The sequence below is a fragment of the Croceifilum oryzae genome (assembly GCF_030814315.1).
Taxonomy (GTDB): domain Bacteria; phylum Bacillota; class Bacilli; order Thermoactinomycetales; family Thermoactinomycetaceae; genus Baia; species Baia oryzae.
Window position 1 is genome coordinate 1 of sequence record NZ_JAUSUV010000017.1, and the last position, 26929, is coordinate 26929.

Sequence of the window (26929 nt, forward strand, 5' to 3'; positions counted from 1 at the left end):
TCTGCCTTTGGCTTATCGCCTTCTGGCTTGTCTGCCTTTGGCTTATCGCCTTCTGGCTTGTCTGCCTTTGGTTTATCGCCTTCCGGCTTGTCTGCCTTTGGCTTATCGCCTTCTGGCTTGTCTGCCTTTGGCTTATCGCCTTCTGGCTTGTCTGCCTTTGGTTTATCGCCTTCCGGCTTGTCTGCCTTTGGCTTATCGCCTTCTGGCTTGTCTGCCTTTGGCTTATCGCCTTCTGGCTTGTCTGCCTTTGGCTTATCGCCTTCCGGCTTGTCTGCCTTTGGCTTATCGCCTTCCGGCTTGTCTGCCTTTGGCTTATCTGCCTTTGGCTTATCGCCTTCCGGCTTGTCTGCTGGCTTCGTAATTGGAATGAATGGTAATTCTGGATCTGGTTTCATAACCACAATCGGTTCACGATCTGGCTTTGTAACTACAACCGCTGGTTTTGGATCTTGCTTAACTGGCGGTTCTGGAGTTACAGGTGGTTTGTGTTCAACTGGTACTGGTTTTGGTTCCGGCTTAATTGGTGCTGCTACTGGAGTCACAGGTTTAGGTTCAACTGGTACTGGTTGCTGAGGATCAAAAAAACCTGCTTCAACATTACCTGTGTTAGCTCCTTCTCTACCACTACCACCAATAAATGCCAATATATCGTCCTGTGAGCCTGTATTAGCTTTCGAAGGCACTTGAGCTACTTCGATATCTTTGCTTGGATTGCTGTGGTTTCCATCCGTTTCCATCTTTCCTAATGCAATAGCTACCTTGCTCGATGAATCCGATTTTGAGTGGTCTACACGATCTTCAATTTGCCGAAAATCATCCTCGTTCAATTTACTATTATCATCAGTTGTAACGGGTGTAGTTCCAGTTTCGGTATTCGTATCAGTTGGAGTTGTTTGAGCAACAGTTGTTTTTTCCTGATCTTTGTTTGGATTCGGAACACCAGCTGCATCCTTGCTACCCGAACAACCAGCAAGTGCAATCAAAGACACCGCTGCAACAGATATGGTTCCTAATTTTTTGTAGGACTTCCGAAACTCTTCTTGAAACCGTATCATTTCATTATTTTTCTCCAAGAAACTCCATCTCCCTTTGTCTCTAAAATAACTTTCAATATCTCTTTGAAAATCCACTATCACCTCCCTGGTAAACTACCTGAGAGATTTCCATCATTTCACTACCCATCTTTAGAAACAAGCTTTTGCCAACAGGAAGATAACAGAGAGATTGATGGTTTTTATCAGTCTCAATCCATTTACCCTCGCTATTCTGATATACATATACCCCGATTAGACTCTTATACAACTGAATCTCCTCCTGAGTACCCACCAATCCAGTAATAACATGATTCTGCAAGTTACTAAGTAGCGCTTCTACTTTATCTTTTGATAGATTAACATGCAATTGACTAAGGTTTTGAATCACCAAGCTAACTTGGATCTTATGCGAAGCACATAACGGCAACATATCTGATAGTTGACTGTAGTCTATATAGTAAGGACTCTCATCAAAAATCAAATGAATAGAGTTCCTTCTTACGGGTACGTCTTCGCTTAAAACTTCCATAAGAAGACTTGATATAGCCTCTTTGAGATAAGAGCTCTCTATTCTGTTCATAGGTATTCCGATGTAATAGAACACCTTATCGTTCCTTGACTGTCTAAAGATCTCTTCAAGGATTTCCTTCACTTGATTAGGATTTTCAAATTGGTAACCATCATGAAAATCAAATGAGATGACTTGATAGCCTTGTTTTTCCTTGATTTCTTTGGTTATATCAAATATTTCTCCATGACCAAAAACAATGAGGGAACGCTTCTGTTCAAATACGATATTAGGAATCACATATGTAGTCGTCTTACCAGAACCCGGACCGCCGTTTACTAATGTATGCCCTTGATGATTCCCATCCAATGTGATCAATCTAGAGCTTATTTCATCCCATCCTAAAATCAATCCTGATGCACCCGTATCTGCAAAGTCATCTTGATCCACTTGAGCTATATCGCCTAATAGTCTCAAGGTAACGGAGAGATTTGTCCAAACCGTTTTCTTAACTCGATCATCCATCACATTGAAAGCGTCTGATGGAAAAAACAGTAGTTGATCAATATTGTCAGGTTTACTCCATTCGTATAATGCAACCTTCATATCTTCAAAGGTACCGATCTCTCCACGTTTTGACAGATGATCCATCACCTCTGACAACAACATTTTTTCATTTACAATCCAAAAACTATTATTGTCTCTATCATCAGAGGCATAAATCATATCAATCCAATTTTGATATGTACTCATCCGGTGTCTCCTCCCCGATCCAGTAGCTGAAATGGACAAAGCTTAGATTCCTGGCCATTCCCCAAATCACCTATTATGATTTCATTCTCTGGGAATTCATTTACACTCCAAAAGGAGTTTGATTCCGTCTCGTCCATAAATTACACACCTCTCTTTATATAAATACATTGTAAATCAATAACGTAAGAGTTTCAATTATATATTAACTTTTGTTTCTTCTTCATCTTCTTCCAATTCAAGTAAGTACTTATCTAGATCTTCGCTGTCATAAAACTTTTCATCCTCATCTTGATCAAGCTCTAAAACCTCTCCATCACCATCATCCTCTGCTTCTAACGCCTCTTCTTGTTTGGGGGCAATGGAAAGCTGATTCTGTAATTGATCCATGTGTTCGTCCAGCTGCTGTTGCTCTGGACTCATTACTTCCTCTATTTCCTCATTTTGATCATCATCTTCGCTTGAAATGTTCGATAAATCCGTAACTAGAGTATCTACAGCCGATAGTACTTGTTGAATATCTGTTGTATCTCCTATTATCCGGTCAACCTTTTCCATATTTTGAGTGATTTGATCGAACAATGAAAGCGGCTCAACTGATTCCCCAAAACCAATCATGTCTTCTAAAGTCAACTTTTGATCTTCTTGTAGCGGTAAACCATCACGTTCTCGTAAAAATTCAAAGCGACTAACCTGCATATCCTCGGTCAATATACCTTGAAAAAATTCAAATTGAAACGCCTTATTAAGTTTCATAGGGTACTTTCCACTAACTAATAATATTCCTTCCTTTTCGTCCATACGTTCCAGCTCATCTGCGGTGAATAGGCTACGTCCACTATAGTTTTGTGAAGTAGAGTCGCTTCCACCCTGATTGCTCTTTGATGAAGAAGTAGATCGTGTTTCAACCGTTGTCTGTCCAATCAGCTTCGAAAAATAGTTGGCTGTCAGGTGATCTCCAACCCCTAGTAGATAGCGCAGCGAACAGTTCCCAATGATTGACTCTGCTTTTTCCTTGTTATACTTATCAATCAATTGCCCTAACGATTGGACAATCGTGCTCGCACTAATACCATAGCTCCGACATGTAGCAAGTATTTCTTCATAGTTTGGTATTCTACCTAAGTTTGGAAACTCATCTAGGAATAGATTTACTTTGACGGGAAGCTTGTTAAAGTTGAGATCTGCCACTTCGTACAAACGTTGGAACAATTGTGAGAAAAATGTACTGATTAGTGGTTCCCATGTTGAATCGGCCACGGGCAAGATACAATATACAATCATTTTTTCTTTACCAATGTCATCAAGCAAAAAATCACTGGTCTTCATAAAACTACGTACATCAGGACCATTAAACTTAGATAGAGTCATTGCTAGAGAAACAAAAATACTGCCTCTCACTTTATCCTCGGCCATCTTAACATCTAGGTATGATTGGTAGGCCGCATGGTCTTCACCTTCTGGATGATTTTCAGCCAATTCATCAAAAAAGGCATCCATTTCTTCTCTGGTTTGTCCATGTGTCGTTAAGATTTTTCTTACATTTGCCATATTTGCATCCTCTGGACATTCCTTTTTCACGTATAAGAGAAGCGTTTTTAGTAATGCAACTTCTGCTTTTATCCAAAAAGGATCTCCTCCATTTCGACTTTCAGAAGAGTTCTTTACGACAGTATTAGCAACTTGTTCTGCCTGAATCTCCCTATCTAGATAGTCCAACGGATTATATCGGTCTGAATACAACATGTTTTTGAAGTTGATAACCTTTACTTTATAACCTTGGGCCATTTTTAGCCGGGCTGTGTCCTCCATGATTTCGCCTTTGGGGTCCGTGACTACTATACTTCGTTCCTTCTCATGAATGATATTTGTCAAAATATAGGACTGTGTCTTCCCTGCTCCAGGAGAACCCACAATAAAAACATTCCGATTTGGTATTTTCGTTTTCTCGTGAAGGATTACTGGCTTGTTATCTATTAGACCAAATATTAAACCGGGTTTATTCTCTAAATTCTTCTGTGGAGTTTGATTCCAAGTCCGTTTGACAAAAGCTCTATTGTTAAAAACTTCGTTAGGGTAGGCTAATCTAGCTGTACCAAAAGCACCATAGGCGGCATCAGTACGATATTTCCCCTTACCCGTTAACACCTTATAGAGTTTGACTACACAGAGAACATATAGGATAGGAGTTACGTACTGCAATGATACAAACACAGGTTCTTTCAATGCTGATTGGATGATATCAATGGGATGTTTCATCTCCAACAAAACGTTATCAATCGACTCAATTTCATTGATACGAGGAACCCAAACAATGATCGTTCCTATAACCCATTCAAATACAGCTAGGAATATTAACCCGATCAGGGAAGCTCCTACTACCTGCTTTTTTGTTTCTTTCAAACGAGTTAGCATTCTCCATTCAGCTCCTTCTTCAAATCATCTTTACTCCTCTGGTCTAGCGACCACGCCCGTACCCCTTGCCTCTTCTTTCCGATCTACGTTTCTGTTCTTCCGCAGCTCGATCCAACTCTGACTTTCCATGTCTGGTATCTGACATGAGAGTACGGATCCCTTGCGACAACTCATTGACTAGTACATCAGATGTGATCGTCATTGGTTGATATGATGAGTCCTTAGAAGATGAATCATTTGAGGTTCGATCCAAAATCTCTTGTGGAGATACAACACGTCCCTCTTGTTCGTTCAGGGTCAATAGTTGATGAGCGGTCTTAGGTTCAATCGAATCCGCCCAAGTCTCACCAGGGTACTGTTTTCTAATCTCTTCGATCATTGCTTTCTCCACAACAGAAAGTGTCGTTTTGAGCTTCTTCATCCGTTCTACAATAACACCACGCTCTTTCGTGATCTCACTCATACCTCTTGCAAATTCCTTGGGATCACTCACTTTGATTGAAGCTAACTCCTGTTCATGACGATTTAATTTTCTGATCCAGTTGACTAAGAAGCGGTTGTCCTTGAGCAATTTTTGATACTGTTCCAAAACTGGAACAGGCGAGGCTTTTTCCGATTCTGTCCTATCTTTCAAGAAAGACTCTATCTGATCTACAGGCACTATCACCCCGGTTCGGCGATACTCATTCACCAGTAAGTGGACCTCTAGTGGCTTATAGTCACTTAGACGAGCATGAGCATCATGCGAATAGATCACTTTTGCTTCGTCTAAAGTCATGTCCTCCAGCATTTTAATGGCTATATTTGTCTTCTCAAGCCCTTCTTGGATATAACCTTTTTGCTTTTCTATCTTTTCTTTTCCTTGTTTAGCTGCCATTGCACGTTGCTTAAACTCTTCTTTGAAATCGCCTGTTGTAAAGCCAAGTTTGGCCAGCTGATCAACAGTGTCCTCTCCAGCTTGGTACTGCTTGTATAGTTCTCTTGCTGATTTTAGCTGAGATATCTCTTGCTTCAATTCAGCTTCTGTCTTATTAAGCACTTTCCCCCAACGCTCAACGGATGAACGGCATTCTATTGCCACACCTAAATCAACATTAGTTGTTTTCATTCGTTTTTGAATGAAGACGACTGATGTCTTTTCTACATCATTGAGCTGGTCCCACGTTCCGGATCTCTCTAGTTGATAGCGGATATTAGACTTGCGCTCCTCGATCTTTTTCTCCAAGGAAATGATAGTTGCTTCGCCTTGCTGAATCTCTTTCGCTATCTTCCGATTAAGCTTCTGAATCCCGGCATTTATGCGGCCGTACTTCGTCACAGGACGATATTTTTCCCCTGACATAGATGATTCCTCTAAAGCCTTTTTCTCCATCAAATGATCGGATGAGCCTATGTGCTTAGTCGGGACTAGATCCAGTCCTTGCTTCGAATAGCTTCTATGGTCAATGCGTGTTGCTACATGGCCAGCAAGTCCCAAAGCACGATTCGCATAGATCGCCCATTGTCCACGAACATCAACTAGTGAGTCTGAATCTTTTACAAAACCTCTGCCATTGAAGGAATGTGATTTTCCTCTATTGGCGAATTGCGGATTCCAACTCCGATTTTTCAGACCAAACCCACTTTCAGAAACATCTCGCATCGTAAGCATCACATGAAAATGAGGGTTATTAAGATCGTCCCGATGGATCGCTACATCAGCGATCATTCCTTGCGAAACAAACGTATCCGTGACAAACTCTTCAACAAGAATTCTTTGTTCTTCATTAGTCAGTTCTCTAGGTAGAGCAATGTTCATTTCTCTAGCGAGTTGTGAGTCTACTCTCTTCTCAACCCGTTCAACTTCATTCCAAAGTTGCTCTCTATCATACGCCCAAATAGGAGCATGTTTTGGAGCAAGGATAAAGGCTTCGGGAGGTGTGAGTCGTTGGTAGTTTTTCACCTCTCCAGAGTCCTCATCTAATAGCTTCTCACCTGAACGATATGCAGCCATAGCGACTGCATTTTGTCCTTTTCCTCTAGACACTATTTGCATTGATAAATGATAGATAGCCAACTTTCACACCTCCCATATTTTCAAATTCGAATCTGCAAACTTTACACGATCATGCTAACCCCTGTGGGAAAAACAAATTTCTAAAATGGCATGTAGCGAATAGCGAAAATGGATATTTTAGAAACCACCGATCCAGAGATCGGTTCGCACGACATTGCATAGCAATGTATAAGTGCGCCCTGTCGAAGTTCTACAGGGAAATTATACCCCGAAAACTCTTCTTTGTCACTTAGCTTGACCTTGAAGTTATTTTTTTCTATTATCATCTTAAGGATACTGGACTTCGGTTACTTGGGGGACGAAAAATATGGATGAACGTGTCGAGGAAAAGAAACAAAAACCAAGCAAAATTCAACAACTAGAAAAACAGCTAGAGGATAACTTTAAAGAACTTGATGATGCGAAAAAAAAAGTTGTTACTGCTAAGAAGCAGGTTAAAAAAACACAGCATTTAATTTCCGAAGAAAAAAGAAAGCAAGAGACTAAACTTAAAATTGAAGTGGGAGCAATCCTGATGAAATCGTTAGGGGTAAAAACGAAAGATGATGCCCTCAAAGTAGGATATAAATATGGTCCAGTTGTCAAAAATGATGAATCATTAAATCTCCCCTCTTCCGATGAATGATCAAAAAAAATAGAGATCCCTGACAGCATTCAAGTGCCAGGAATCTCTATTTTTTATCGTGAGAAAACTTCTCTATCTATCGTTTCTTCTACTACAATTTCAACTTCCTTTGTTGATTTTTCCAAGGCTTGTAATAGATCATCCATCTTATTATTTGACGCAAAGTCTCTTAGTTTATCGATTCCTTTTTCTGTTACAGTCTCGGCAGCTAGTCCAATACTAACCGCTTCCGCTAGAGATAGCTTCTTCATGTCCATACTGGGATATTGAGCTTTTAGATCCGTCTTTACTTGTGCTTCCAGCTTCTTCTCTGCACCCTCTATCTGCATCAATCGATCCTTTACGATCCCTTTACGACCCTCTAGGTTAGCTTTCAGCTGCTTATACTCCTCTGGATTAACCTCACCATTCGATCTGCCTTTCTCTAGCTTTGCAAAATTCTTATTGATCTCGTTTTCTGCCTCTCTCAATTCCATCTTGATCTCTTTGATATCCTCGGAAGTGATCTCAGCTTGTTTCAATAGCGACCCTCTAGAGAGTGTGACCGATCGCTCTATTTTTATCTGTAATCTCTCCCGGTACACTTCCTCTACAGGTCTCCCTTCCCGTTTTGCAACTTTTTGAACTTCTTTTAGCGTTTTAAGGACATCGTCCGGGCTGAGAGAACGATAATACTGTAATGCCTCCAATCGACCACGCATTTCTAAGCCAACATTAAGATCCTTTGGCTCAATTACCACATCTTTTGTTTGCTCCGGGTTCGAAAAGACAATGTTCCCTTCTTGGATTTTCTTAAAGCTAAAGACCTCTCCCTCTCTCTCAAACGAAAGGTTTTGGTGATGGAAATCTCGCTCCAAACCATCTTTCATTTCTGCAACAGCTTGCGTATGTGTAGACTCTCCATTACTATGAAGTGAGGTATTTTCTGCTCCTACTTCTACTACTTTATCTGGCTCTTTTTCTTTTGGTACTGTTGGTGATACTTCTACTTGCGGATCCGCTGGCACTAAGCTATGACCTTCCAATTCCTTTGCTAGTTGTTTTTCAAGAGCATCAAGTGCTTGATTATGAAGTTGTATCAAATCCTTTTCATTCTGAATAGCCTTCTCGCCACGTTGATAAAATGCTTTTGCAAGCTCATCTATCACTCCTGAAATACCTTGTCCTAGCTGTTGACCTATTTTCGACATTATATTTCTCATCTCTCTTTCTCTTTATATATTTATAATGTAATTACATAATACTTTGAGGTGTAAAGGGATTCAATCCCCAGATATCGTAATATTTGAAGTTGGATAAACATGTCACAACTTAAAATAAAATAAAGGAGAATCCATTCAATGGCCACCACCACACTTGTTTCTTTTAGGCTAACAGAAGATGCCTATGCCGTTCTGGTACGATTTTCACAGCAACTAGGTACATCAAAAGCCAAGATTGTTTCCTTTATCTTATACGATGCATTAATGAAAAAAAAACTATCTCCAGAGGAACTACTAGAAATGGTTAACATCATGAGAGATAAGCCTTTTAGGAAAGGAAATACACCCTATATGATTTCTACAGAGGTTCTTAAAGTAGTAGAAGACCTCCGAAAAATAGATGAAAAAGCAGGAAAGAACAGAAATCAATTCATTGGATGGATTCTTTCATATCACCTTGAGCTACTTTACGAAAAATCAAAAAAAAAAAGTGATGGTCAACTCTTATCAAAGGAAGACCTCACTCCAGTATCACTTTCACCCCATCTAAGTAAATCGTTAAAGTCACGTATGTACCAATATATCAAAAAGTATAATCTGACTATACATCTACTACTCATTGATATTTTACATATTGAGAAAATACAAGCAAATTTCGACTTAGATATTTTCTTTCAAGAGATTTTGATGAAAAAAAACGAAGTAGAAGATCCTCCTCCAGCCAGAGAACAGTGCACAACAAAACTTCCATTTTTCCTCAACAAAGAATTGAATGATTCGCCACTTTCTCTATCAGGAATGATAGAAATCTATATTGAGAGATATTTGGAAATGTTTTCTGACCTCCAATAAAAAATCAACCCCCTGCCCCCAATCATGGGGGGACTATCGCTCGCCGCTTGGCACCCCTTCCCATTAGAGGGAAGGTGAGGCATGAGCTTTTTTGGCTGATTCTACTTTGGAAAGGGTCTGCGCCAAGGGAAACCGCCTTGCCTTGATCGCTATTGCGAGGCTCCAGGAGAATTTTTGAGTAAATACATCTCAAAATTTCCCCTTTCACCCCCTTCTCCAAATAAGGAAACTCCCCTTACTAACTGTTGAAATTCACATTTCCATTGATTAACCACCATCCTCATCAGTTTCTTCATCAACATATCTCCAAAACAAGGGAAATTGCCGCCTTTGCTTCCTTCTCTTAACTCCGTATTTCTCAACCCTAGAAAGTTGCTTGCTGATCAACTCTTGGTTTGTATTTTGAGTATTTAGTGCAGCTGCTAGTTGCGCTTGTACCTCACTGAACTGTTGTTGCAGAGACTGAATCTCTTGTTGCGACTGTTGCTTATAGGACTCAATCTCTTGTTGTGACTGTTGCTTATAGGACTCAATCTCTTGATTTTGATGTTCTTTCAAAAGCTCGATCTCTTGTCTATAAAAGCGCTCTTGTCTTTCTTGGGAATTGTCTATTCTACTGTTTACATCCATAAAGGCGGTATCTAAATAGGTCCGAAGTCCTTGCATTGATTGAGCAAGTGTCACAAGTGTACCTTTTCTTTCATCTGGTAAAGTCAGGAACATCTCATGATTTTCGGACAAATAATTTTGAACTTGTTCTCTAGTACATCTATTGCCATCACTGGAAGAATACATGTTTTTGATAATTTCCAAAACAAAGATTGCTGATTCATGCACATAGATCCGATTGTTGCCTGTGCCCTCCCTCTTATGCTTAATATAGATACCATGCCATGATATGTAATTAGTAAGAGTTCGAGAAGTCACTCCACATCGCATTGTCACCTTTGTCGAATTCAACCATTCACTCTCCAAGCAAAAAACCTCCTCCTTTTTCATCACATCGACTATTGATATAATTCTCAATTCGAAGTCAATTCTCCTTTGTAGAGTTATAGATTGTTTCGAACTCGGTTCTCTGATTCCACCCGGTTTTCTGCTTCTTTTCCAGAATTCCACCCCGTTCGTTTCTTGGTCATTTCGTCTGAGTGATACAATTTTTATTTCCCCCTTTTTTCTAAAGGGGTATAGGCAGTTTCGAACTCGGTTCTCTGATTCCACCCAGTTTTCTGCTTCTTTTCCAGAATTCCACCGTTCGTTTCTTAGTAATTTCGCCTGAGTCGTACAATCTTCATTTTACCCTTTGTTTTCAAGGGATATAGACCAGTTTCGAATTCATTTCTCCATTTCCACTCGCTTAACTGCTTCAATTCCATAATTCCACTATTCATTTCTTAGTTATTTCGCATGAGTGGTACTTGTTGACTTAATTACTATAGGTCGTTTCTTAGTCATTTCTCAAAGCGGAAACGAGCTATTTTTCCCCTTTTATTTGCAATGGATGTAGACGGTTTCGAATTCGGTTCTTCGTTTCCACTTATCTTTTTCTTAACTTATCAAATCTCTAAAATATCTAGGTTTTATCTACGTTTACATTTTTGTATACAAATATATTGCATTTGTAAACATTTTTGTATACAATGAATTTTAGTAAGGAAAATCGAAGCTAAGGGGATTTGAAACATGTTTAAATCTATATTTAAAGAAGATTCCAACTTCAAAGCAATGAATGTTGATTCCCTACGAATTCCATTTTTGCCTGTAACAGCTGACTTGGGTTTCAACACTAGCAAATTCATTTTTGAAGGGGATCGTTATCGTGATCTTCCAAGTTTGATAGCTACATACGACAAACCCATTGGAGACGATGGTCTTTCTTCTCCAACAGGGAGTATATGGGACTGGTTGAAAGTTCAGGTGTATTCACCTGCAATCGATAAAAAGTTGGCCGGAAAAGGCATTGCTATTGGAAAAGCTGCGTATGGGTTTGATTCAACACACGATCCTCAACCATACGGCAACAAGTACAAGGATGACAATCATACTGTCATTTTACTAGCAAGTATTGCAGCGGATGCTCTTGAACATGGCGCTGCTTATCATAGTGGAGAAGTAAAACAGAAAGACGCTACAGGCACAGAAAGAAAGTATCAGAAATACGAAGTGAAAGCATTCCTAAGTACATTTCTTCCTATGCGTGAATTTAAAGACATAGCAAAGCGTGAGTCATTCATTAAAAAATTCACTACCGGAGTTCACAGGGTACAGTTCTTCAATACTGTTTCGTCCCATTCCGACAAGATAGTAGAAATCATGTTTCTAGACCATGTGGAACTGAATCCAGAAGGATTAGGGAATCATGTTAGATTGAAATTCAACATGGACGGATCAGAGACAGATAATCATTATGTGAATAATATTCATGTCATTGGTGATTTAGGTGGCGGAACATTAGATGAAGCCTATATGCGTGGCAGTTATTGTGATCCGGACAAATCAGAGGGAAGAGACATTGGAGTCAATGAATTGCTGAAAATCATTAGAAAAGAGATTGAAACCAGCGAGAAGTTTCGGCGCTTTAAATTCAGTAATTTATCAGAGGTCAACGACATGATTCTTGCTGGTCTTGGGATTACAAAGAAATCAATAGCTGATCTAGATGAGAACTACTTATTTGTAAACAAAAAGCAAGAAAACCTTTTACAAAAAAGTATGCAACATCTAAAAAATGAGTTTAGCAAGAAACTGCCCCAACAAGAAGTAGGTAAATACTTTATTAGTTGGTATGGAGAGCCCCACGATGTAACTCCAATTGTGGAAAAGGAATTGACCAAGTTCTGCGAATTCCGGTTATTCCCGATTATTCGAGACCGTTTAATTCACAGTCCAGAAGTGGTCGCCTATACTCTAAGTGGCGGAACTGCTGTTTTGGTACAAGAAGAATTAACCAAGATCAATAATGAACTCGAAAAAGCGTTCCCTATCTACTTTACAGATCGTCATACCAGTTACTGGGGTCTTGTTGAGGCCGGAGATATCTTGGGGGCTACATATCGAGCAGAAAATAATTTGCTACTCCCAGAAGAGATGGAAGAGGATTAGGAAAAGTTTAATACAAGAAAAGCCCCCGTAATGGGGTTTTTCGCTTCCAAGGAGGGTGGAAACGTGTCAGGAGAGACGAAGCAATACAGCCCTGGTGATGTCATCACTATCCGAACAAAAAAAGACACACCCACATTTATTATGTCCCTCATCAACGATACTAAAGCACAGGGAGGGACCGGGGCGTTATTAGATCATCTGATTTCTTCTATGAAACAAACGGGAGTAAATCAAAAGAAAGGAATCTATCTTCCGCTTCCTCCGGGAGTAACACAAGAAGAAATAGGGCAAATTGAAGACAATGAGCCACTAATGAACCTGATTGCTAACATCATCAAAACTTCAATCTCATTAGATAGCCCACTTCAATTCCCTATCAATCATGCGATTAAAGGCAATGAAGAAGCTACTACTAAGTTAATAGCAGTAGAGGGAGAGGCGACAGCTCCTTCGCCACCCCCTTCATTACCTATGCAACAAGAGGCCGCAAAGAAGCCACCTAGAGCTAAAGCTAAACGAATGTCCGCTTTGAAATCTAGCGGACTAACCGATTTAAAGAATTCCTTTAATCAACCATCTCCATAGGAAACAGATGAATGGGAAACGCTAAGGTAGAGACATTTTATGATCTCCTAACCATTAGCGTTTTTCTGTTTTTACATTGGGTGAGAAAAAAGAAAGCTAAACATTGACACCCAAATTAAAAAGAATACTAGAATACTATGGTATACTCTAGTAATATCAATGGGTATACTTTATACTATAGAAAACCCCTTGAAAATAAAGGAGTATACTAAAGTATACCAGTATTCTAAAGTATACTTTACGAAATTGGAGGGTCTATAATGGATAAAAACCAAAACAATGATATTGATAACGGAACAAAGGTTGTTCCACATTCAACGAAAGTTTACGAGAAGGATAAAACATATTTTGATAATCTCCATGTAACAGAAGGGGGAACTCATGCAGGTACGCTTGAAGTCCTAGTGAATGCCCATAAAGAAGCACAAAGAAAGGATGCACTCTCTAAGATTAAAAATCTCTCTACGGTTAAACATCATTTGAAACGGCTAGAGGAGATTTATATTTCTAGTGCAGAAGAACTTCTCGATAAAGACCAGATGCATCAAGTGGAGTTGGAACTTCTCAAAGAGCAACTGAAAGATGCAAAGCTCCGCTCTCAAGAAGCTATAGAAAGTAGAGATCAGGTGCTAGAAGAAACAAAATTGGAGATAGATAGAGTACGAACCGAAGCTATGGAACAAATCGAATTAGCCGAAAAAACGGTTGAGGATACAATAGCTACAACCGGAAAAACAGTTGCTGAAACTCAACAACAACTGGATCGAATGGAACGATTAGCCCAACTCCAGGAACAAGAAGCCAATCGTGCCAAGGAAAAAGCAGATTCCCTAGAAAAGAAAGCTCTTCAAGCTGATCAGCTTGAAGAAGAACTGGAGCAAGCAAAGCTTCATATCATCCAATTAAACCAAGATCTACAGGCCTTACAATTGGAGAAAGATAGAGAGATTTCTGATATTACACGCCAATTCGAGGCAGAAAAGGAACTCTCTCAAGAGAGATGCCGTTTGGCTACAGAAGGAGCCAAACTTGAAGCAGAACAAAAGGCATCAAGTGATATTGATCATCTACGCAACGAAATTGCCCAACTCAAAGAAGAAAAATCAGTCCTGTCCTATCGTGTTATGGAATTAGAACATAGAGGTAAAGAAAAATAAACAAAAGAAGGTAAGCGACACCTGGAGAGTTTTTTTCGCAGCTCGTCGCTTACCTCTTTATTTGTTTTTTGGTTTCCGACAAATGACTTGATCCAACTCCAAGTCATATAACGCCATAATCTTTTCAAAAACACTGGTTTGGATAGGAAAAGTATCAGTCCAGATTTGTTCCACTACCTTTTCAGAAGAGCCTTTGATTTCTCCACTTTCAAGGCTGTTATCCATTTCCTCTGGCATTTTCTTTCGAATCACCTGACTTAACTTCAACTTAAATCCTAAGCTTTCTGCATATAGTAATAACTTCTCTATTACATCCGATCTAATAGGAAAGTTATCATCTCGAATCTTATGGATCGTCGTCCAGGAAAGCGATGCTTTCTCCAGAAGATCTTTCTTAGTCACTCCACAGTCTTCCATCCAAGTACGAAATGGTTCGAAAGTCAGTTGAGTTACAGGACCAATTTCACTTTCCATATCAAGCCTTTGTAATGCTTGGATTTCTTGCTCATTTTCATTTGGATATTGATCCATTGACCACTTACGAAACGGCTCAAAAGTCAACTCGGAACCTATTTTCCTAGTAACATTAATTGGTTTAGGTGGTGGCGGACCAAAAGATTCTAAAAGCATTTTTCTGTCTAACTGATCTCTAAATTGAACGACTTGGTCTAACTCCAAATCGAACATGATCATCAATTTTTCTAAGATATCTGTTCTAATCGGAAATACATCATTCCAAATCTTTTCGATCGGATTTTTACCTATTTTGGTGATTTTATCTTCATTACCTAGTCGATAAGAAGTGGCAGCTATTTCTTCTGGTGTTTTTTTTCGTACTATCTGACTCAAATTGAGGTTAGATCCTCTTCCTTTTGCAAAGAGATATAATTTATCAATCGTATCAGATTTAAACGGAAAATCGTCCGATCCAATCTTCTCTAACGTTGTCCACGAAAATCCCACTTCCTGTTGAATATCCGTCATAGTCAAATTACAACTTTTCAACCAACTACGAAACGGCTCAAAAGTCAATTGCGACTCGAGTAAAAATCCGCTTTCCCTTATTATATCTTGCTTATTTATCCTATTGAGAGGATGTTGTTTTTGCCATTCAAACCAAAGACGGAACGGTTCAAATGTAAGCTGCGAGTCGTATATATTTCTTCCTTTTATTCTTCCTGTTACTTTATCATCTATCATCTAAGGTTCTTCCTTTGTATTTATCATTTTTTGGATCGATCAAAAATACGTGGACTTTAATAACAATATACTATAATCCACCATAGAGAAGGAAGAGGTAGAGGGATGACAGCCCCTCCTACCTCTTCTGTTAATAAACATATTAAACTCATCCTTCAATCCCTGTACATATAGTAGATACCACTCAACCAGTGGCTCTAGTTGCCTCTAGTTCGTCTTTTATCGGTTGTACCCATATCTCCTCACTAGACATCAGCCAATCTGTCTGTCTAGTTGCCAACAGCGTCCTCAACATTGTTTCTGCTATCGCCCTAGCAGCAGCTGGCGGTACCGCATTCCCGATTCTTTCTCGCCAGCGCTGCTCACTTTTTCCCGAAAGCTCTAATGGTCTCCCATTGATACTAGTAGGGAATCCCTGTAGTGCCGCAAGCTCCAAGGTTGTGAGGGGTCTGTGCCAATTCCCATCCTCACTCAAGATGATCCAGTTCCCACTCTCGTTTAACCGGGGAATCCTTGGATCAGCCACTGCACAAGTTGATGCGTGAACGTCAGCTGATCCTGTCACCGTACTAGCCACTTGGTCCCATGCCAGAACACCATATGTTCCAGACCTTGGTCGACATCCTAACCTTGGGTCATTGATACAAATTGCCCCATTGTTTGGTCGGAATGATCCAGTAACCGTATTAGCAGGCTCATTCCATCTCGAAACTTTGTAGATAGTTCCATGTGTACCAGACTTGAACCCTGTAGATAGTGGGACAAGCCCATATTTTTCATAATCCACACTCTCTAAATCTCGCCAATCCTTACCGGGGCGGATGAGGGCCAGTCTTATCCAAGTTTTCAATTGAAGTCTTGGAACTTTGTGCATCTTACCACCGGCTACACCATCGGGAATTGGCAGGCTTTCTAATACATCTCCCACAGCTTTCATTGGCTTTGAAGGGGGATGGTACACAAAACTATCTACTTTTCTCGCATTACGTGCAATCAATAGATAACGTTTCCTAGTCTGTGCTAATCCTCCAATACTACCACAATCATGAAAGCCATCGGATACCTCATAGCCATGTCTTTTTAATAGTTTTTTGATCTTATCCAACAGATCTTTCCCACGAGTCGTAATTCGAGGCACATTTTCAAATAAGATCAAGCTAGGTAAATCATCCTCAAATGCTTCTAAGGTTAGCTTAATCCCCCTAATCGTCAGCTTTGATAAAGCTCGATATTTTCGGGTTTTAGCTCTGTCTTTACCAAGCAGTCCCGAAAAAGACTTGCACGGGGCCGAGGTAAATACGATATCGGGGTACACACCGTCTGTTGCATCCAGTAGATCGGACGGTTTTACCTCATTCCAGTCGGTTCCCGGTTCCTCTCCATGAAAATCTACATACTGGCCTTTTGAAAACAAATCCATTTGAACACTTGGCGCACCTGTGATTATCTCAAAATCCTCACATGCTTCTGGATCATTATCAATGCCCACAATGGTTTCGATCCGCCCAACGACTCCCCTATATTCCTCCCTAGCTTCCTGGAAACCAAGAGCTCCGCCTCCGATTCCGCAAAAGAGGTGCAGCGCTTTATATGTTGTGGTCATTTTATGTGCTCCTCCTATTTACCACCGATCATCATCCTCGATGCTATCCACAATTCCACTGTCTAGATATGCCCAAAAATCCCTTGGCTTTTCTAGTCCAATCATCTCTTTTGAAGAAAGAGAAATCAGCCTACCACGTTCATTGATCAGCTTCATGGCCTGACCTTTTTTTCTGGTTCGAGAATAAATTTGATCATAGTGGACTCCATTTTTCCAAACAAATAGCTGAGGTTTGTACTTTTTAGATAGAAAAAAGCCCAAGGGATACCATTCCATTCGTTGCGCTCGTTGCGCCTCTTCAATCAAAACCGACCGACGACGAGCGCATACATCGCAGAATCCCCGTAGATTTATGACCTTTGTATATTTGTTTGGACACCGACAGCAATACTCACTGTCATGATTGTGAATCAAATATACGTGATGATTAATCCGTAATTTGTGCGTGGATCCATCACTCCACTCCTCATAGAATGGAATAGGCGGCGGCTCCTGGTCTTCTTCCTCATCTTCTGACGCAACCCACTTTTGTAATCCTCTTTCAATCAATGGGAATCGCTCAATCATCATCATAAGCCACTTCATATTCTCTTTCGGACTCCTCCACCTTAATAATAAGATCGGCTGGATAGTACTTATCTTGTTCCTGTATGCCTTTCACTTTCATGCATACTCCTCGTTTTCTAAAACGCTCAACAAGCTTCATATAGTTAACCTTGGGATCCCAAATAAAAGGGATTACTTTTCCATTTTTTAAATACAGATATCCAATTGACTCGCCGGATTTGACGGCCCGTTTGATTTCTTGCTCATAGATGTTTTGCTTTATGAAGCACTCCGTACAAAGATTCTTTGTTCCTCGACGAACTCTGCCTATACGTTCTCGGCAGCGGCATAACGCCTCTTCACGATCATAAACAAGTGGCGGTTCTGTCTCTTGCTTCGGTCTACTGATCTCAACACTTTCGAAATTATCTAAGTACTCATCGGCTTCCTTTTCGTCTTGGAGGTATTCATGCATTGCCTTGGACTGACTACCGTAGTTCAATCACTTCACGCTCCAATACTTGCTTGATGATCTTGGAATCTACGTCCAGCATCTTAGAAAGAGAAGGGATTCCGAATTCCCTAGATCGAGGACGATAGGCCCACCGGATGAACTCAATATCACTAGAAGACAAGGGGAAGGAATCCTCTGTCAATTCCTCTCGTAGCCTTCGTTCCTTGATCGGACTCCAGATGAAATCTTGATGATGGAGATAAAAAGATAAATTATCAATACGATTGTTACTTCGATCACCATCAACATGTCTCACGGGGCGATCTGGATCTTGAATAGCCTCTGGAAAAAAACTAAACGCAACAAGCCGATTCACATAATGCCTTTTTCCTTTTCCGTTTTTATGTAGAGTGATGTACTCTGTACCATTTTTGCGTATGGGGTTTGGTTTGAGAAACATCTCCGGAAAAGCTCGACGATTGCCATAACGATCTGTTCCCACTCGTTTTTTTCTCATGATATCTCCCCAACTACTGACCTGGTATAGATCTTCATATTGAGGAATATCTCTCCAAATTTCTCTCATATTTTTTACTAGACTCATTGAAAATTCTATCAAGATGAAGGCCCCCTCTCTCTTAACTCAACCTCCCCTGATTTACAGGAGATTCTTCCATTTGAAAGGTAGTGTAGGCAGAGGAGGTAAGTTGAATTCTCATAGATATTAAAACTTACAAAAAGTAAGTCGAGGGGACCCAATACGCATAGGGGACCTCCCCACCGACGGTTTTTTATGAAAAAAAGCAATTATTTAGCAAAAAATTGAAAAAACGACCATAGCTTGGGTGTTGATCATATATTCTCTTACTCATCCTGTGGTAGTATAGAAGGGTGATCTGGTGGGCAAACCAGATCACTATTTTGGGATATCCAATCTTCGAGGGTTTCTGGAGTGGCTTCGGCCGCACACAGAAACTCTTTTATTTTATCGGCTGTCTCAAAATCTAGTTGAACGACGTTCCTCATCTCTTTTCCTCGCTTCCCGTGCAGTATTCAATTCACAAAAGCGATAGGGACACACCCATACACTCCAATAGATCTGATACAGATCTGTTCCGCAAGATGAACATTTCCTATCGTTCACATCATTTCCCCCATTCCATCATTGGCTAGTGGGCCCAGAATACATGATCCAATTAAGTTCCCACAATTCTTACACCGAAAATCAATCCCACCATCTGATCTAACTTCTTCTTGCCATTTGTAATCTTTCGGAGCATGACGACGACAGATCTGGCATATAGCTGGATTGACTTTCCTTCCATCTGCTAGACATCTGATCGTCTGGCCCGTGTAATCATGATAAGGCTTTAGACAGCTCCAACAGACAAGGGCCTTCCGCCGTAAACCTGACTCGCTGACTTCTTTGGAATGCGTGGCCTTATTCGTCTGACACTCCTCACATATTTTCATGTAGGCTCTCCTTCTCAATGGTCTCGATCAATTTATCAAGAGCATCGTTGGTTAACCATGCAACTTCGTAGCAAAAATCAAGGAAATTATTCCATTCTGCTGATTCTTTCGAATGCACATATGCCCTTTTTCCAAGTCGCCTTGCTTGGTAGTATGGAACGGTACCATTCAGTTCATCTAAATTCTCTGATTTACAACACGGACAGGTTGCATACTCTACAGGTTCCCATCTTGCCCAGTCTTCCAAGTCATTCATTTTTGCTCCTACGACATACTTCATTTCATAGGATTCACATTCAATTGAAATCTCACGATATATCATCTTCACTGCCATAATTAACAACCTCCTAAGCGACACTCTTGATCCGACGGGCGTTCTTTTGTTGAGTGCGTTCGGCACAATCTTTTAATCTCTCCATCTTTTCTTCATCGCTCATCATCAACCATTCACTAGCTACTTTAATAACCATGTTTTCAACCTCCTTATATCTTAATTCTACATTATAAAGGGTAATAAGTCAACTATATTATAAAATAAATTGTAGTATATGAACCTGGCTCCTAAATTAAAAAGCCAGGCTTTAAAGTCATGGTATTCATGGGTTAGAAACTGCCTTCCATTTTTAAGCACCTTTAGAGTAATCTTTAGAATAATTAGACATATACTCGCAATCTATTTCGCTTTGTGGCTTTTCAATAACTAGTAGACGAGAGTTAACCCCGGTTGGCCTATCAGACGCTCTAAATGTGTTAGGGGGTAAGGGGACCGAATACCCTTCATTTTGTTCTAAGAATTCCCTGAACTCTCTTGATATGTTATCTTGTCGGAAAAAAGGTCCTTCGCTTGATAGAGCAACTATTTTTCCGCCTTGCTTCAAAAGTTTATATGCGTGTCTGATATGTTGCACATCTAATCCACTTTCAAAAGGGGGGTTCATGATGATCCGATCATATATGTTCTTCTCTTGGAACTGGAGGAAGTCTTGTCCAACTAGTCTATGTCCCTTCTGTTCTAGAAGGTCACGCAGTCTATAGTTGATTTCAATGACATCAATCTCTGCACCCGTCTCAAGTAAATCGTCAGCAATATGACCAGATCCAGCAGACGGCTCCAGAACCCTCATAGAAGGCTCAATATCCGCTTCTTCTATCATTTGATTCACGATCGTTTTTGGAGTTGGAAAATAACTAGGTATTTTAGTTTGGGCTACTTCCTTTTCTTTCATCTTGATTTGATCTATTCGCCTTTGTTCAACGCTCTTTTGAGTACCGTTCACATGGGCCATAAACTCGATTAATACATTTCTATAATCCTCATCCGTTTGTATCCCCAACGACTCTAAACGCTTCCTTTCCATGAGAAAGCCGTGGATCCGTTCAGATACATATTTAGACTCTCTATGTTTCTTCCCTAGAGAAAGCAATCTTGCCATCTGGCTCCGCACTGGTAACAAGTCAATATAGTCCTGGTTGCTTAATCCTACATAGTAGGACATGACTTTATCATAATCTTCTCTGCTATTATTACTCCCTAACACCTTATCCAAATCGCCCAAGAAGTCCCTTAGGATATAAGAACAGCACTCAAAACTAGGCATTTTTGTATATGTCATAATTTCTTCCATCATCAATTCTCTTTCTTCCGTGTCCCTATAGCTATTGTGTTGCTCACTGTAGTAATATGAACTCTTTTTTTGATCCATCAAACGTTTGATCCTATTCCCCTCTCTAATCAAGGTTTCTACTTGAGTTCGGTTTTTGATCTTTTTCAAGTAGATTGCTGTTCCATCTTCAATAGATTCCGCAATTGACAGTGTGACCTTCTTTAGACGTTCAAAACGATCTGCTTCTACTAACATGCCAGCAGCTATAGTCAATCTTCTATGTGTATTTGTCATGCGATCCGGTGAGCGTAGATGCTGTATCTTTTCATTCAGGCTTTCGGCTAAATTCCTAAGTTTTTGTGTTTGCTTTGTACTTGTCAACTTACAACACCTCTTCTGTAACATCTTTATATTGTTTGTTTCTATATTCTTATTCTACACTAAAGAGGGTAATATGTCAACCATAAATAAAGATTATGCCATATAATATAAAAGATCACCTATTCAGAATAGGTGATCTTAGGGTCTATAATCACAGCCCCACAACTAGTTTATTTAGAACTTGACTGGCTTTTCTTTCCATCTCCGTGCGAGAGTCTGCATTGAGGGTCTGCGATGCTAAGGTAAGAGCCTGAACCACATGGAATGCCGTGTTTCCCCGTTCTCTATCGAATGATTCATGAATGATTCCCGTAAGCTTTTGACTATATTTGTTATCTTTTGCTATTTGATCAATAACATCATATGGATTTTCGATCTCGGTTTCCTTTGCTTTCAATAAATCGTTAATCATATTGTCACCCAATTTTAAAGCTTTTCCGATTGCTCCAGTTACTCTATTACTGATTTCATCATGATTTAAATAAATATGACGTTGCTGGAATACATCACCGTTCGTATCCCAACCCATCAAACCATTAGTACAAATCATCCTGTACACCATTGGAGTAATCCTAATCGAGCTTTTCCCTACCTCTGAGTTCATCATATGAAAGCCAACTCTATGAATATCAGGTGCTCCATTTGTTAGCTTTCCTACGCTTGTAGTGAGATCGGGAAACGTAACTCGTAGATGACAGCCCGTATCCCCTCTGTTCCACATCTCGATTTCGTAATCCTTATTAAACTTGGCTAACACATCATCCAAAATGTTTAAAATCTCTATATCATCAAACGGTACATATTTATCACTCATGATGCCTCTGACGACTCCAGGCGATCCATCCCTAGACCTCATCGTTCTGAGCATCCAATCTTCATCAGAAGAAAGCTCCTTGATCCAGTGATTCGCATTAACCGCTTTCAGTTCTGGTGGACACTGTCTAAAGTATTTAGATGGTATGTTTGTCTTTTGAGCAAATTGTCCAGTCGCCCATTCATTTAAAACATATCCGTCAATCTTATTGCTGGATCTATCATATATAAAACCATCTTCATGAAACATGAGATTCCTTGCTGGAATAATTAAATCTTCTTTTCTAGTTGACTCGTTTTCTAACCTAGTTAAAATGTGATGAAGTTCATTTGTGTTGTTCTTTACTTGTAGTTGAGTATTCATGATTAAAATCATCTCCTCTGTTGTCTATACCCTTATTCTACACTATAGAGGGTAAAATATCAACTCTTTAATTAATGTTATGCTATTCAGAAATAAATAACCTACTTATATAAAGGAAAAGAAATATCTATAGTAATAAAAGAAATATCGTTTTTAAGTTGACTAATTACCCTCTATAGTGTAGAATAAGGGTATAAGGATGACACGATGCTTTGAGCGGAGTGAGCCATGACCCCAACGGGCGAGCCACCTAGATCCGAAAGGTACGCCAAGACGAGCGATGCATCACACACTTAGGAGATGATATATATGGATACTACATTCACACTTGATAAAAACAATAAATTGGTTGTTATAACGTTTCCGGAAGGGGCTGTGCTTGGGAATGCGTCATCATATGAGGTGACACACTGGAGGAATGGAGAGGTCTGTTATGACCACACCAGGGGGACGGCTGCACGTTTCGATTCCATTACCCAAGTAATTGATTTTGCTATCTACTTCAATAATACATTCAGGGGAGACAATGAGATGGAGTACAAAACATATGATGGTTGGATGGCCTCGTCACACGATTTGCAAGAATATCTCAAGGTGGGGGACCTTGTTGATGAAAAGATGGAGGACCATTTCACAGACATATTACCACCAGCCTTTATGTCCTCCTTTATTATTCAAATGGGCGAGCCTTATTCTTGGGTTAGTGGTGAAAATACATATTCAACCCTCAAATGGACTCTAAACGGTTGGATGTACTGCGGACACTGCCACATAGGAAAAACAGAAGAGCCAAGTTAACGGCTCTCCTGGGCTTTGGACGATGTACTATCTGAACTAAAAGAGGACGTAAAGGCATGACAGGAAGAGAGCTGTTATTAATTAGCAGCTCTCTCTTATTTTATTTCATATAAAAAATGCCGGCTGAATTAATAATAAAGTTGACTAATTACCCTTTATAGTGTAGAATAAGGATATAAGGTAATACATATGAAAGGGTGATTAGGTTGAAAGAAATACAACAATTTTACAACAACGGTAGCATTTCCTACGACATACCTAGACTTGGTACAAAATTTAACGACGAATTGTATTTCGAGAGATACGAGGTCACAGGTTCTGTGAAAATTACGATTCCAACTAAATTAAAGGGACGTAAAGGAACATTTGTCGGTAGACACTTAGAATACGAATCCCGTAATTGTTTTTACTTTGGTTGGTACGTTTATTGGGTTAAAGCAAGTACATTTGAAAAAATATGTAGGGAGGTTTCCTGATGAATGAGTACGGTGACGTGAATTACGTGAAATGGCAGGAATCGGAGAAAAAAGCGTATATACAGGAATTAGCCAAATCAAGAATCGGGCTGTATTTATGGCAACGTAGGAGAGAAGACCCTGATTGTACAAAACGTCTAGTTGAGTATGCAACACATCTAGAAAAATCAATCATCAAGAGCCAAATACAGGCAGAAGATATGCGCTATGCAAGTGAACAAAAAATGAGGGAGCTTGAACGTGACGATACCTTAGTGACAAAGGTTTTAGATGAGGTGGAGGCAATTTTTAAAAGGAGGTATAAATTTTGAACTATTTAGCGGAAAAGGAAACGTACCGGATTCTACAATCTGACAAAGGGAATGTATTTGTAGATGTACGTTCCTATGGAGAATTTCACAGAGTAGCCATCGTTTTTAAAACACTTGAAGAAGCTCAGACACATGTGGATGACATAAAAGATAGTGGGTTTATGGATGAACCTTATGAGAAACTTGTAAAAGAGTTTGCTGAATCTGAAATAGCACAGAAGATGTACAGAAAAGCCAAACGGGATAAGTTTAAAAAACGTTTCGTATGGTATGTAGGATCATTTGACGAACACGACAAGATTAAATATTTCATTCAGGAAAACCATGCTGTACGTCCTGAACTACTTGCAATACCTGAATACATGGAACTAGACGAAGCGAATCAAAAGGAATACAGGTACTGTGAATTCTTAGATGATGTACGGAAGGAGCTAACGAAATGACAGAGGATACGAAGGTTCTGATTTGTACCGATGACGATAAGTGCCAAACGCACAATTACCGTATAACGTACACTAGACGCGAACGTTGGGGAAACAGAAAAACCATTACCTATTATGGGCGTGTTTGGCGTGATTCTGATTGTTCAAACCTTGATTCGTACTATGAAGACGGTAACGAAGAAGATGTATTATCTTACGTATACGATTTGTTGGAAGAAATGTGTTATATGGACACAGAACATGAAGACACAACCGTTATTGACATCGAAAAGGTGGAGCTCCCTATCATGTACGACATTGAGTACTCTTTACGAGAAGAGAAATATATTGTACATACAAAATCAGATGGTAATTGGCACAAGTTAGAAGATACATTTACAACGTTTGCAGAGGCGAGAGAACGCATAAAAAAGATGGGTATTGTTTGAGTCTCATAAAGAAGGAACCATACATGACAGATCACACTAGGGAGAGCTGTTAATTAACATGCTCTCTCCTGTTTATTTTATATAAAAATGCTAATTAAATTAATTATATAGTTGACATTTTACCCTTTATACTATAGAATAAAGATATAAGATAACACTTAGGAGGAACAAAAACATGAACCATACAAACAAAACTTTTATCCAAACTGGAAGCTCATCTGATGCACAGGAATTAGGTTATGCCGTTTATAGCGGAAAATCCGAGCATACATGTATTGACCTGAGCCAAAAACCGAATCACACATTATCGGTGAAGCTATCAAATGGAGAGTTTGTTACTCTTTCATTTACTCAACCGCATCTGAACGGCGGTAATCTTGATATTATGTATCATGGAGATCTGAATTTAAATACAGTTACTTTTCGTGATGATAACGATGGAGTCAAACATCCAAAGTATGTGGCAGACAAAGGTAATACTTGTTTGGTTAGCTTTGAAGCTGCTGAAAGAGAGTAAAGGAGGAGCTGTTGGAAGATGATTCTAGCACGAAAAATCAGGATGAAACCTAATGAATTCCAACTTCAACAACTCTGGCAATCCGTTGGAACGGCAAGATGGGTATATAACTGGGCACTAACCAGACAAGAAGAGAATTATCAGCAAGGTGGAAAGTTCTTGTTAGATGGTTTTCTCCGTAAGGAGATCACCCTGATGAAGCAGACAGAGGAGTTTGCTTGGTTGAAACAGGTGTCTAACAATGTTGCCAAGCAAGCAGTTAAAGATCTCTGCATCGCCTATAAGAAGTTTTTTGACAGACTGGCAGACAAACCTAGATTTAAAAATCGTAGACATTCCAAACCATCTTTCTACCATGATACAGATAAGATCAAATTCAAACATGATTCTGTGAAAATCGAGAAAATCGGTTGGATTTCGTTAGCAGAACATGGGAGAATCCCAAACGATGCGAAGGTTAGTAATCCTCGAATTAGCTTTGACGGCAAGTATTGGTACTTGTCTGTTGGGATCGAAGAGCCAGAGCAAACGATAGAGCTTACCGAGAGTTTGGGTATTGATGTGGGCATCAAAGACCTAGCGGTCTGCTCCAATGGGATGATATTTAAGAACATCAATAAGACTCACACAGTACGTAAGGCAGAGAAACACCTTCGGCGGTTGCAACGTAAAGTTTCTCGCAAATATGAGATGAACAAGGAGGGAAGCCGTTTCGTCAAAACGTGCAACATACAAAAACTTGAGAAAAGAATCCGCATCCTACATCGGCGATTAACTGGTATACGAGATAATCACATCCATCAAACGACCACTTCGATTGTGAAAACCAAGCCTTCGAGGATCGTAATGGAAACCTTGAACATCAAAGGCATGATGAAAAATCGGCACTTATCAAAGGCGATTGCAAACCAGAAACTAGCTGAATTCATTCGTCAAATCGCTTATAAATGTGCGAAATACGGCATTGAATTCATTCAGGCTGATAAGTGGTTTCCATCATCGAAAACCTGTTCATCTTGTGGTTGTAAGAAAGCAAAGCTATCTTTATCGGAACGAGTTTTCCATTGTGATTATTGTGGAGAATCCGTAGATAGAGACCTTAACGCTTCTATCAATCTATCTTGTTATGAATTCGCACATGTCACCTAACGACTATGCGAATATGTAGGATTCGTTGCATCCGAATTTACGCCTGTGGAGTGTTATAGCAAACGAAAGTAGCTTCGGCGAAA

The 26929-nt window shown here is 39.8% G+C and carries 28 protein-coding genes and 1 pseudogene; 11 read left to right on the forward strand and 18 right to left on the reverse strand.

What is annotated here, in order from left to right; translation table 11 throughout:
* The 5 genes and pseudogenes from J2Z48_RS14310 to mobQ form a co-directional block, all read right to left on the reverse strand.
* Nucleotides 1-1073, reverse strand: a pseudogene (locus tag J2Z48_RS14310) (hypothetical protein); the annotation flags it as partial.
* 34 nt (nt 1074-1107) lie between these two features.
* Nucleotides 1108-2295, reverse strand: coding sequence for a type IV secretory system conjugative DNA transfer family protein (locus J2Z48_RS14315; protein WP_307254627.1), 1188 nt, complete (start codon nt 2293-2295; stop codon nt 1108-1110).
* Entirely contained in the window at nt 2292-2432 is a 141-nt protein-coding gene (locus tag J2Z48_RS14320; protein WP_307254629.1) for a hypothetical protein, read from the reverse strand. Before J2Z48_RS14320 ends, J2Z48_RS14315 begins: the two co-directional genes overlap by 4 nt.
* A gap of 58 nt (nt 2433-2490) precedes the next feature.
* Entirely contained in the window at nt 2491-4707 is a 2217-nt protein-coding gene (locus tag J2Z48_RS14325) for a VirD4-like conjugal transfer protein, CD1115 family (protein ID WP_307254630.1), read from the reverse strand.
* A gap of 43 nt (nt 4708-4750) precedes the next feature.
* Entirely contained in the window at nt 4751-6763 is a 2013-nt protein-coding gene (mobQ, locus tag J2Z48_RS14330; protein WP_307254631.1) for a MobQ family relaxase, read from the reverse strand.
* Nucleotides 6764-7070: 307 nt separating this feature from the next.
* On the opposite strand from mobQ, the gene J2Z48_RS14335 reads away from it, so the two are divergent.
* Nucleotides 7071-7388 carry a hypothetical protein gene (locus J2Z48_RS14335; protein WP_307254632.1) on the forward strand — a complete coding sequence of 106 codons (318 nt, stop codon included), beginning with the start codon at nt 7071-7073 and terminating at the stop codon, nt 7386-7388.
* A 53-nt stretch (nt 7389-7441) separates the two neighbouring features.
* On the opposite strand, the gene J2Z48_RS14340 is transcribed toward J2Z48_RS14335, so the two are convergent.
* Nucleotides 7442-8590: a hypothetical protein gene (locus J2Z48_RS14340; RefSeq protein WP_307254633.1), complete on the reverse strand. Its 1149-nt coding sequence runs from the start codon at nt 8588-8590 to the stop codon at nt 7442-7444.
* Between the two features lie 264 nt (nt 8591-8854).
* Here J2Z48_RS14340 and J2Z48_RS14345 point away from each other — a divergent pair, with 264 nt between their 5' ends.
* Nucleotides 8855-9442 carry a hypothetical protein gene (locus J2Z48_RS14345; RefSeq protein WP_307254634.1) on the forward strand — a complete coding sequence of 196 codons (588 nt, stop codon included), beginning with the start codon at nt 8855-8857 and terminating at the stop codon, nt 9440-9442.
* A 267-nt stretch (nt 9443-9709) separates the two neighbouring features.
* On the opposite strand, the gene J2Z48_RS14350 is transcribed toward J2Z48_RS14345, so the two are convergent.
* Entirely contained in the window at nt 9710-10417 is a 708-nt protein-coding gene (locus J2Z48_RS14350; protein ID WP_307254637.1) for a hypothetical protein, read from the reverse strand.
* Nucleotides 10418-11125: 708 nt separating this feature from the next.
* On the opposite strand from J2Z48_RS14350, the gene J2Z48_RS14355 reads away from it, so the two are divergent.
* From J2Z48_RS14355 to J2Z48_RS14365, 3 genes are all read left to right on the forward strand, one after another.
* On the forward strand, nt 11126-12544 hold the full coding sequence (locus tag J2Z48_RS14355) for a hypothetical protein (protein ID WP_307254639.1): 1419 nt from the start codon (nt 11126-11128) through the stop codon (nt 12542-12544).
* Nucleotides 12545-12607: 63 nt separating this feature from the next.
* Nucleotides 12608-13129 carry a hypothetical protein gene (locus tag J2Z48_RS14360; protein ID WP_307254640.1) on the forward strand — a complete coding sequence of 174 codons (522 nt, stop codon included), beginning with the start codon at nt 12608-12610 and terminating at the stop codon, nt 13127-13129.
* A 260-nt stretch (nt 13130-13389) separates the two neighbouring features.
* On the forward strand, nt 13390-14286 hold the full coding sequence (locus J2Z48_RS14365) for a coiled-coil domain-containing protein (RefSeq protein ID WP_307254642.1): 897 nt from the start codon (nt 13390-13392) through the stop codon (nt 14284-14286).
* A gap of 57 nt (nt 14287-14343) precedes the next feature.
* Here the strand turns inward: J2Z48_RS14365 and J2Z48_RS14370 are convergent, their stop codons facing one another.
* From J2Z48_RS14370 to J2Z48_RS14420, 11 genes are all read right to left on the reverse strand, one after another.
* Nucleotides 14344-15486 carry a hypothetical protein gene (locus J2Z48_RS14370; RefSeq protein WP_307254644.1) on the reverse strand — a complete coding sequence of 381 codons (1143 nt, stop codon included), beginning with the start codon at nt 15484-15486 and terminating at the stop codon, nt 14344-14346.
* 184 nt (nt 15487-15670) lie between these two features.
* Complete coding sequence (locus J2Z48_RS14375; protein WP_307254646.1) at nt 15671-17089, reverse strand: DNA cytosine methyltransferase; 1419 nt, start codon at nt 17087-17089, stop codon at nt 15671-15673.
* A gap of 18 nt (nt 17090-17107) precedes the next feature.
* The gene (locus J2Z48_RS14380; RefSeq protein WP_307254648.1) at nt 17108-17674 is read right to left on the reverse strand and encodes a hypothetical protein; all 567 of its coding nucleotides are present in this window, start codon (nt 17672-17674) and stop codon (nt 17108-17110) included.
* Nucleotides 17649-18137: a hypothetical protein gene (locus J2Z48_RS14385; protein ID WP_307254650.1), complete on the reverse strand. Its 489-nt coding sequence runs from the start codon at nt 18135-18137 to the stop codon at nt 17649-17651. The genes J2Z48_RS14380 and J2Z48_RS14385 overlap by 26 nt, the downstream gene beginning before the upstream one ends.
* A complete protein-coding gene (locus J2Z48_RS14390) occupies nt 18124-18693 on the reverse strand; it encodes an NUMOD4 domain-containing protein (RefSeq protein WP_307254731.1) in 570 nt (189 codons plus the stop codon). Before J2Z48_RS14390 ends, J2Z48_RS14385 begins: the two co-directional genes overlap by 14 nt.
* Nucleotides 18694-18953: 260 nt before the next feature.
* Nucleotides 18954-19115 (reverse strand): hypothetical protein, encoded by a 162-nt coding sequence (locus J2Z48_RS14395; RefSeq protein WP_307254652.1) that lies wholly within the window; start codon nt 19113-19115, stop codon nt 18954-18956.
* A gap of 114 nt (nt 19116-19229) precedes the next feature.
* Entirely contained in the window at nt 19230-19562 is a 333-nt protein-coding gene (locus J2Z48_RS14400) for a hypothetical protein (protein ID WP_307254654.1), read from the reverse strand.
* Nucleotides 19549-19896 carry a hypothetical protein gene (locus J2Z48_RS14405; protein ID WP_307254656.1) on the reverse strand — a complete coding sequence of 116 codons (348 nt, stop codon included), beginning with the start codon at nt 19894-19896 and terminating at the stop codon, nt 19549-19551. The genes J2Z48_RS14400 and J2Z48_RS14405 overlap by 14 nt, the downstream gene beginning before the upstream one ends.
* Nucleotides 19897-19909: 13 nt before the next feature.
* A complete protein-coding gene (locus J2Z48_RS14410; RefSeq protein WP_307254658.1) occupies nt 19910-20032 on the reverse strand; it encodes a hypothetical protein in 123 nt (40 codons plus the stop codon).
* 153 nt (nt 20033-20185) lie between these two features.
* Complete coding sequence (locus tag J2Z48_RS14415) at nt 20186-21547, reverse strand: rRNA adenine N-6-methyltransferase family protein (RefSeq protein ID WP_307254660.1); 1362 nt, start codon at nt 21545-21547, stop codon at nt 20186-20188.
* Between the two features lie 151 nt (nt 21548-21698).
* Nucleotides 21699-22724 carry a DUF932 domain-containing protein gene (locus J2Z48_RS14420; RefSeq protein WP_307254662.1) on the reverse strand — a complete coding sequence of 342 codons (1026 nt, stop codon included), beginning with the start codon at nt 22722-22724 and terminating at the stop codon, nt 21699-21701.
* A 309-nt stretch (nt 22725-23033) separates the two neighbouring features.
* Here J2Z48_RS14420 and J2Z48_RS14425 point away from each other — a divergent pair, with 309 nt between their 5' ends.
* The 6 genes from J2Z48_RS14425 to J2Z48_RS14450 all read left to right on the forward strand — a co-directional run bounded on the left by J2Z48_RS14425 (nt 23034) and on the right by J2Z48_RS14450 (nt 26846).
* The gene (locus tag J2Z48_RS14425) at nt 23034-23522 is read left to right on the forward strand and encodes a hypothetical protein (RefSeq protein WP_307254663.1); all 489 of its coding nucleotides are present in this window, start codon (nt 23034-23036) and stop codon (nt 23520-23522) included.
* Nucleotides 23523-23997: 475 nt separating this feature from the next.
* Nucleotides 23998-24309, forward strand: a complete 312-nt coding sequence (locus J2Z48_RS14430) for a hypothetical protein (protein WP_307254665.1) — start codon at nt 23998-24000, stop codon at nt 24307-24309.
* Complete coding sequence (locus tag J2Z48_RS14435) at nt 24306-24752, forward strand: hypothetical protein (protein WP_307254666.1); 447 nt, start codon at nt 24306-24308, stop codon at nt 24750-24752. Before J2Z48_RS14430 ends, J2Z48_RS14435 begins: the two co-directional genes overlap by 4 nt.
* Nucleotides 24749-25180 carry a hypothetical protein gene (locus J2Z48_RS14440; RefSeq protein ID WP_307254668.1) on the forward strand — a complete coding sequence of 144 codons (432 nt, stop codon included), beginning with the start codon at nt 24749-24751 and terminating at the stop codon, nt 25178-25180. The genes J2Z48_RS14435 and J2Z48_RS14440 overlap by 4 nt, the downstream gene beginning before the upstream one ends.
* Nucleotides 25181-25355: 175 nt before the next feature.
* Nucleotides 25356-25697 carry a hypothetical protein gene (locus J2Z48_RS14445; protein ID WP_307254670.1) on the forward strand — a complete coding sequence of 114 codons (342 nt, stop codon included), beginning with the start codon at nt 25356-25358 and terminating at the stop codon, nt 25695-25697.
* Between the two features lie 18 nt (nt 25698-25715).
* The gene (locus tag J2Z48_RS14450; RefSeq protein WP_307254671.1) at nt 25716-26846 is read left to right on the forward strand and encodes an RNA-guided endonuclease InsQ/TnpB family protein; all 1131 of its coding nucleotides are present in this window, start codon (nt 25716-25718) and stop codon (nt 26844-26846) included.
* Nucleotides 26847-26929 lie beyond the last annotated feature (83 nt).

Excerpts from the sequence above, each read along its gene's own strand:
- J2Z48_RS14420 (WP_307254662.1), bottom strand. The coding sequence starts at position 22,724 with ATGAATACTCAACTACAAGTAAAGAACAACACAAATGAACTTCATCAC.
- J2Z48_RS14325 (WP_307254630.1), bottom strand. The coding sequence starts at position 4,707 with ATGCTAACTCGTTTGAAAGAAACAAAAAAGCAGGTAGTAGGAGCTTCC.
- J2Z48_RS14430 (WP_307254665.1), top strand. The coding sequence starts at position 23,998 with ATGAATGAGTACGGTGACGTGAATTACGTGAAATGGCAGGAATCGGAG.
- J2Z48_RS14450 (WP_307254671.1), top strand. The coding sequence starts at position 25,716 with ATGATTCTAGCACGAAAAATCAGGATGAAACCTAATGAATTCCAACTT.
- J2Z48_RS14340 (WP_307254633.1), bottom strand. The coding sequence starts at position 8,590 with ATGAGAAATATAATGTCGAAAATAGGTCAACAGCTAGGACAAGGTATT.
- J2Z48_RS14445 (WP_307254670.1), top strand. The coding sequence starts at position 25,356 with ATGAACCATACAAACAAAACTTTTATCCAAACTGGAAGCTCATCTGAT.
- J2Z48_RS14345 (WP_307254634.1), top strand. The coding sequence starts at position 8,855 with ATGAAAAAAAAACTATCTCCAGAGGAACTACTAGAAATGGTTAACATC.
- J2Z48_RS14440 (WP_307254668.1), top strand. The coding sequence starts at position 24,749 with ATGACAGAGGATACGAAGGTTCTGATTTGTACCGATGACGATAAGTGC.
- J2Z48_RS14315 (WP_307254627.1), bottom strand. The coding sequence starts at position 2,295 with ATGAGTACATATCAAAATTGGATTGATATGATTTATGCCTCTGATGAT.
- J2Z48_RS14425 (WP_307254663.1), top strand. The coding sequence starts at position 23,034 with ATGGATACTACATTCACACTTGATAAAAACAATAAATTGGTTGTTATA.
- J2Z48_RS14355 (WP_307254639.1), top strand. The coding sequence starts at position 11,126 with ATGTTTAAATCTATATTTAAAGAAGATTCCAACTTCAAAGCAATGAAT.
- J2Z48_RS14320 (WP_307254629.1), bottom strand. The coding sequence starts at position 2,432 with ATGGACGAGACGGAATCAAACTCCTTTTGGAGTGTAAATGAATTCCCA.
- J2Z48_RS14370 (WP_307254644.1), bottom strand. The coding sequence starts at position 15,486 with ATGATAGATGATAAAGTAACAGGAAGAATAAAAGGAAGAAATATATAC.
- J2Z48_RS14390 (WP_307254731.1), bottom strand. The coding sequence starts at position 18,693 with ATGAGTCTAGTAAAAAATATGAGAGAAATTTGGAGAGATATTCCTCAA.
- J2Z48_RS14405 (WP_307254656.1), bottom strand. The coding sequence starts at position 19,896 with ATGGCAGTGAAGATGATATATCGTGAGATTTCAATTGAATGTGAATCC.
- J2Z48_RS14335 (WP_307254632.1), top strand. The coding sequence starts at position 7,071 with ATGGATGAACGTGTCGAGGAAAAGAAACAAAAACCAAGCAAAATTCAA.
- J2Z48_RS14410 (WP_307254658.1), bottom strand. The coding sequence starts at position 20,032 with ATGGTTATTAAAGTAGCTAGTGAATGGTTGATGATGAGCGATGAAGAA.
- J2Z48_RS14375 (WP_307254646.1), bottom strand. The coding sequence starts at position 17,089 with ATGACCACAACATATAAAGCGCTGCACCTCTTTTGCGGAATCGGAGGC.
- J2Z48_RS14400 (WP_307254654.1), bottom strand. The coding sequence starts at position 19,562 with ATGAAAATATGTGAGGAGTGTCAGACGAATAAGGCCACGCATTCCAAA.
- J2Z48_RS14380 (WP_307254648.1), bottom strand. The coding sequence starts at position 17,674 with ATGAAGTGGCTTATGATGATGATTGAGCGATTCCCATTGATTGAAAGA.
- J2Z48_RS14365 (WP_307254642.1), top strand. The coding sequence starts at position 13,390 with ATGGATAAAAACCAAAACAATGATATTGATAACGGAACAAAGGTTGTT.
- J2Z48_RS14395 (WP_307254652.1), bottom strand. The coding sequence starts at position 19,115 with ATGAGGAACGTCGTTCAACTAGATTTTGAGACAGCCGATAAAATAAAA.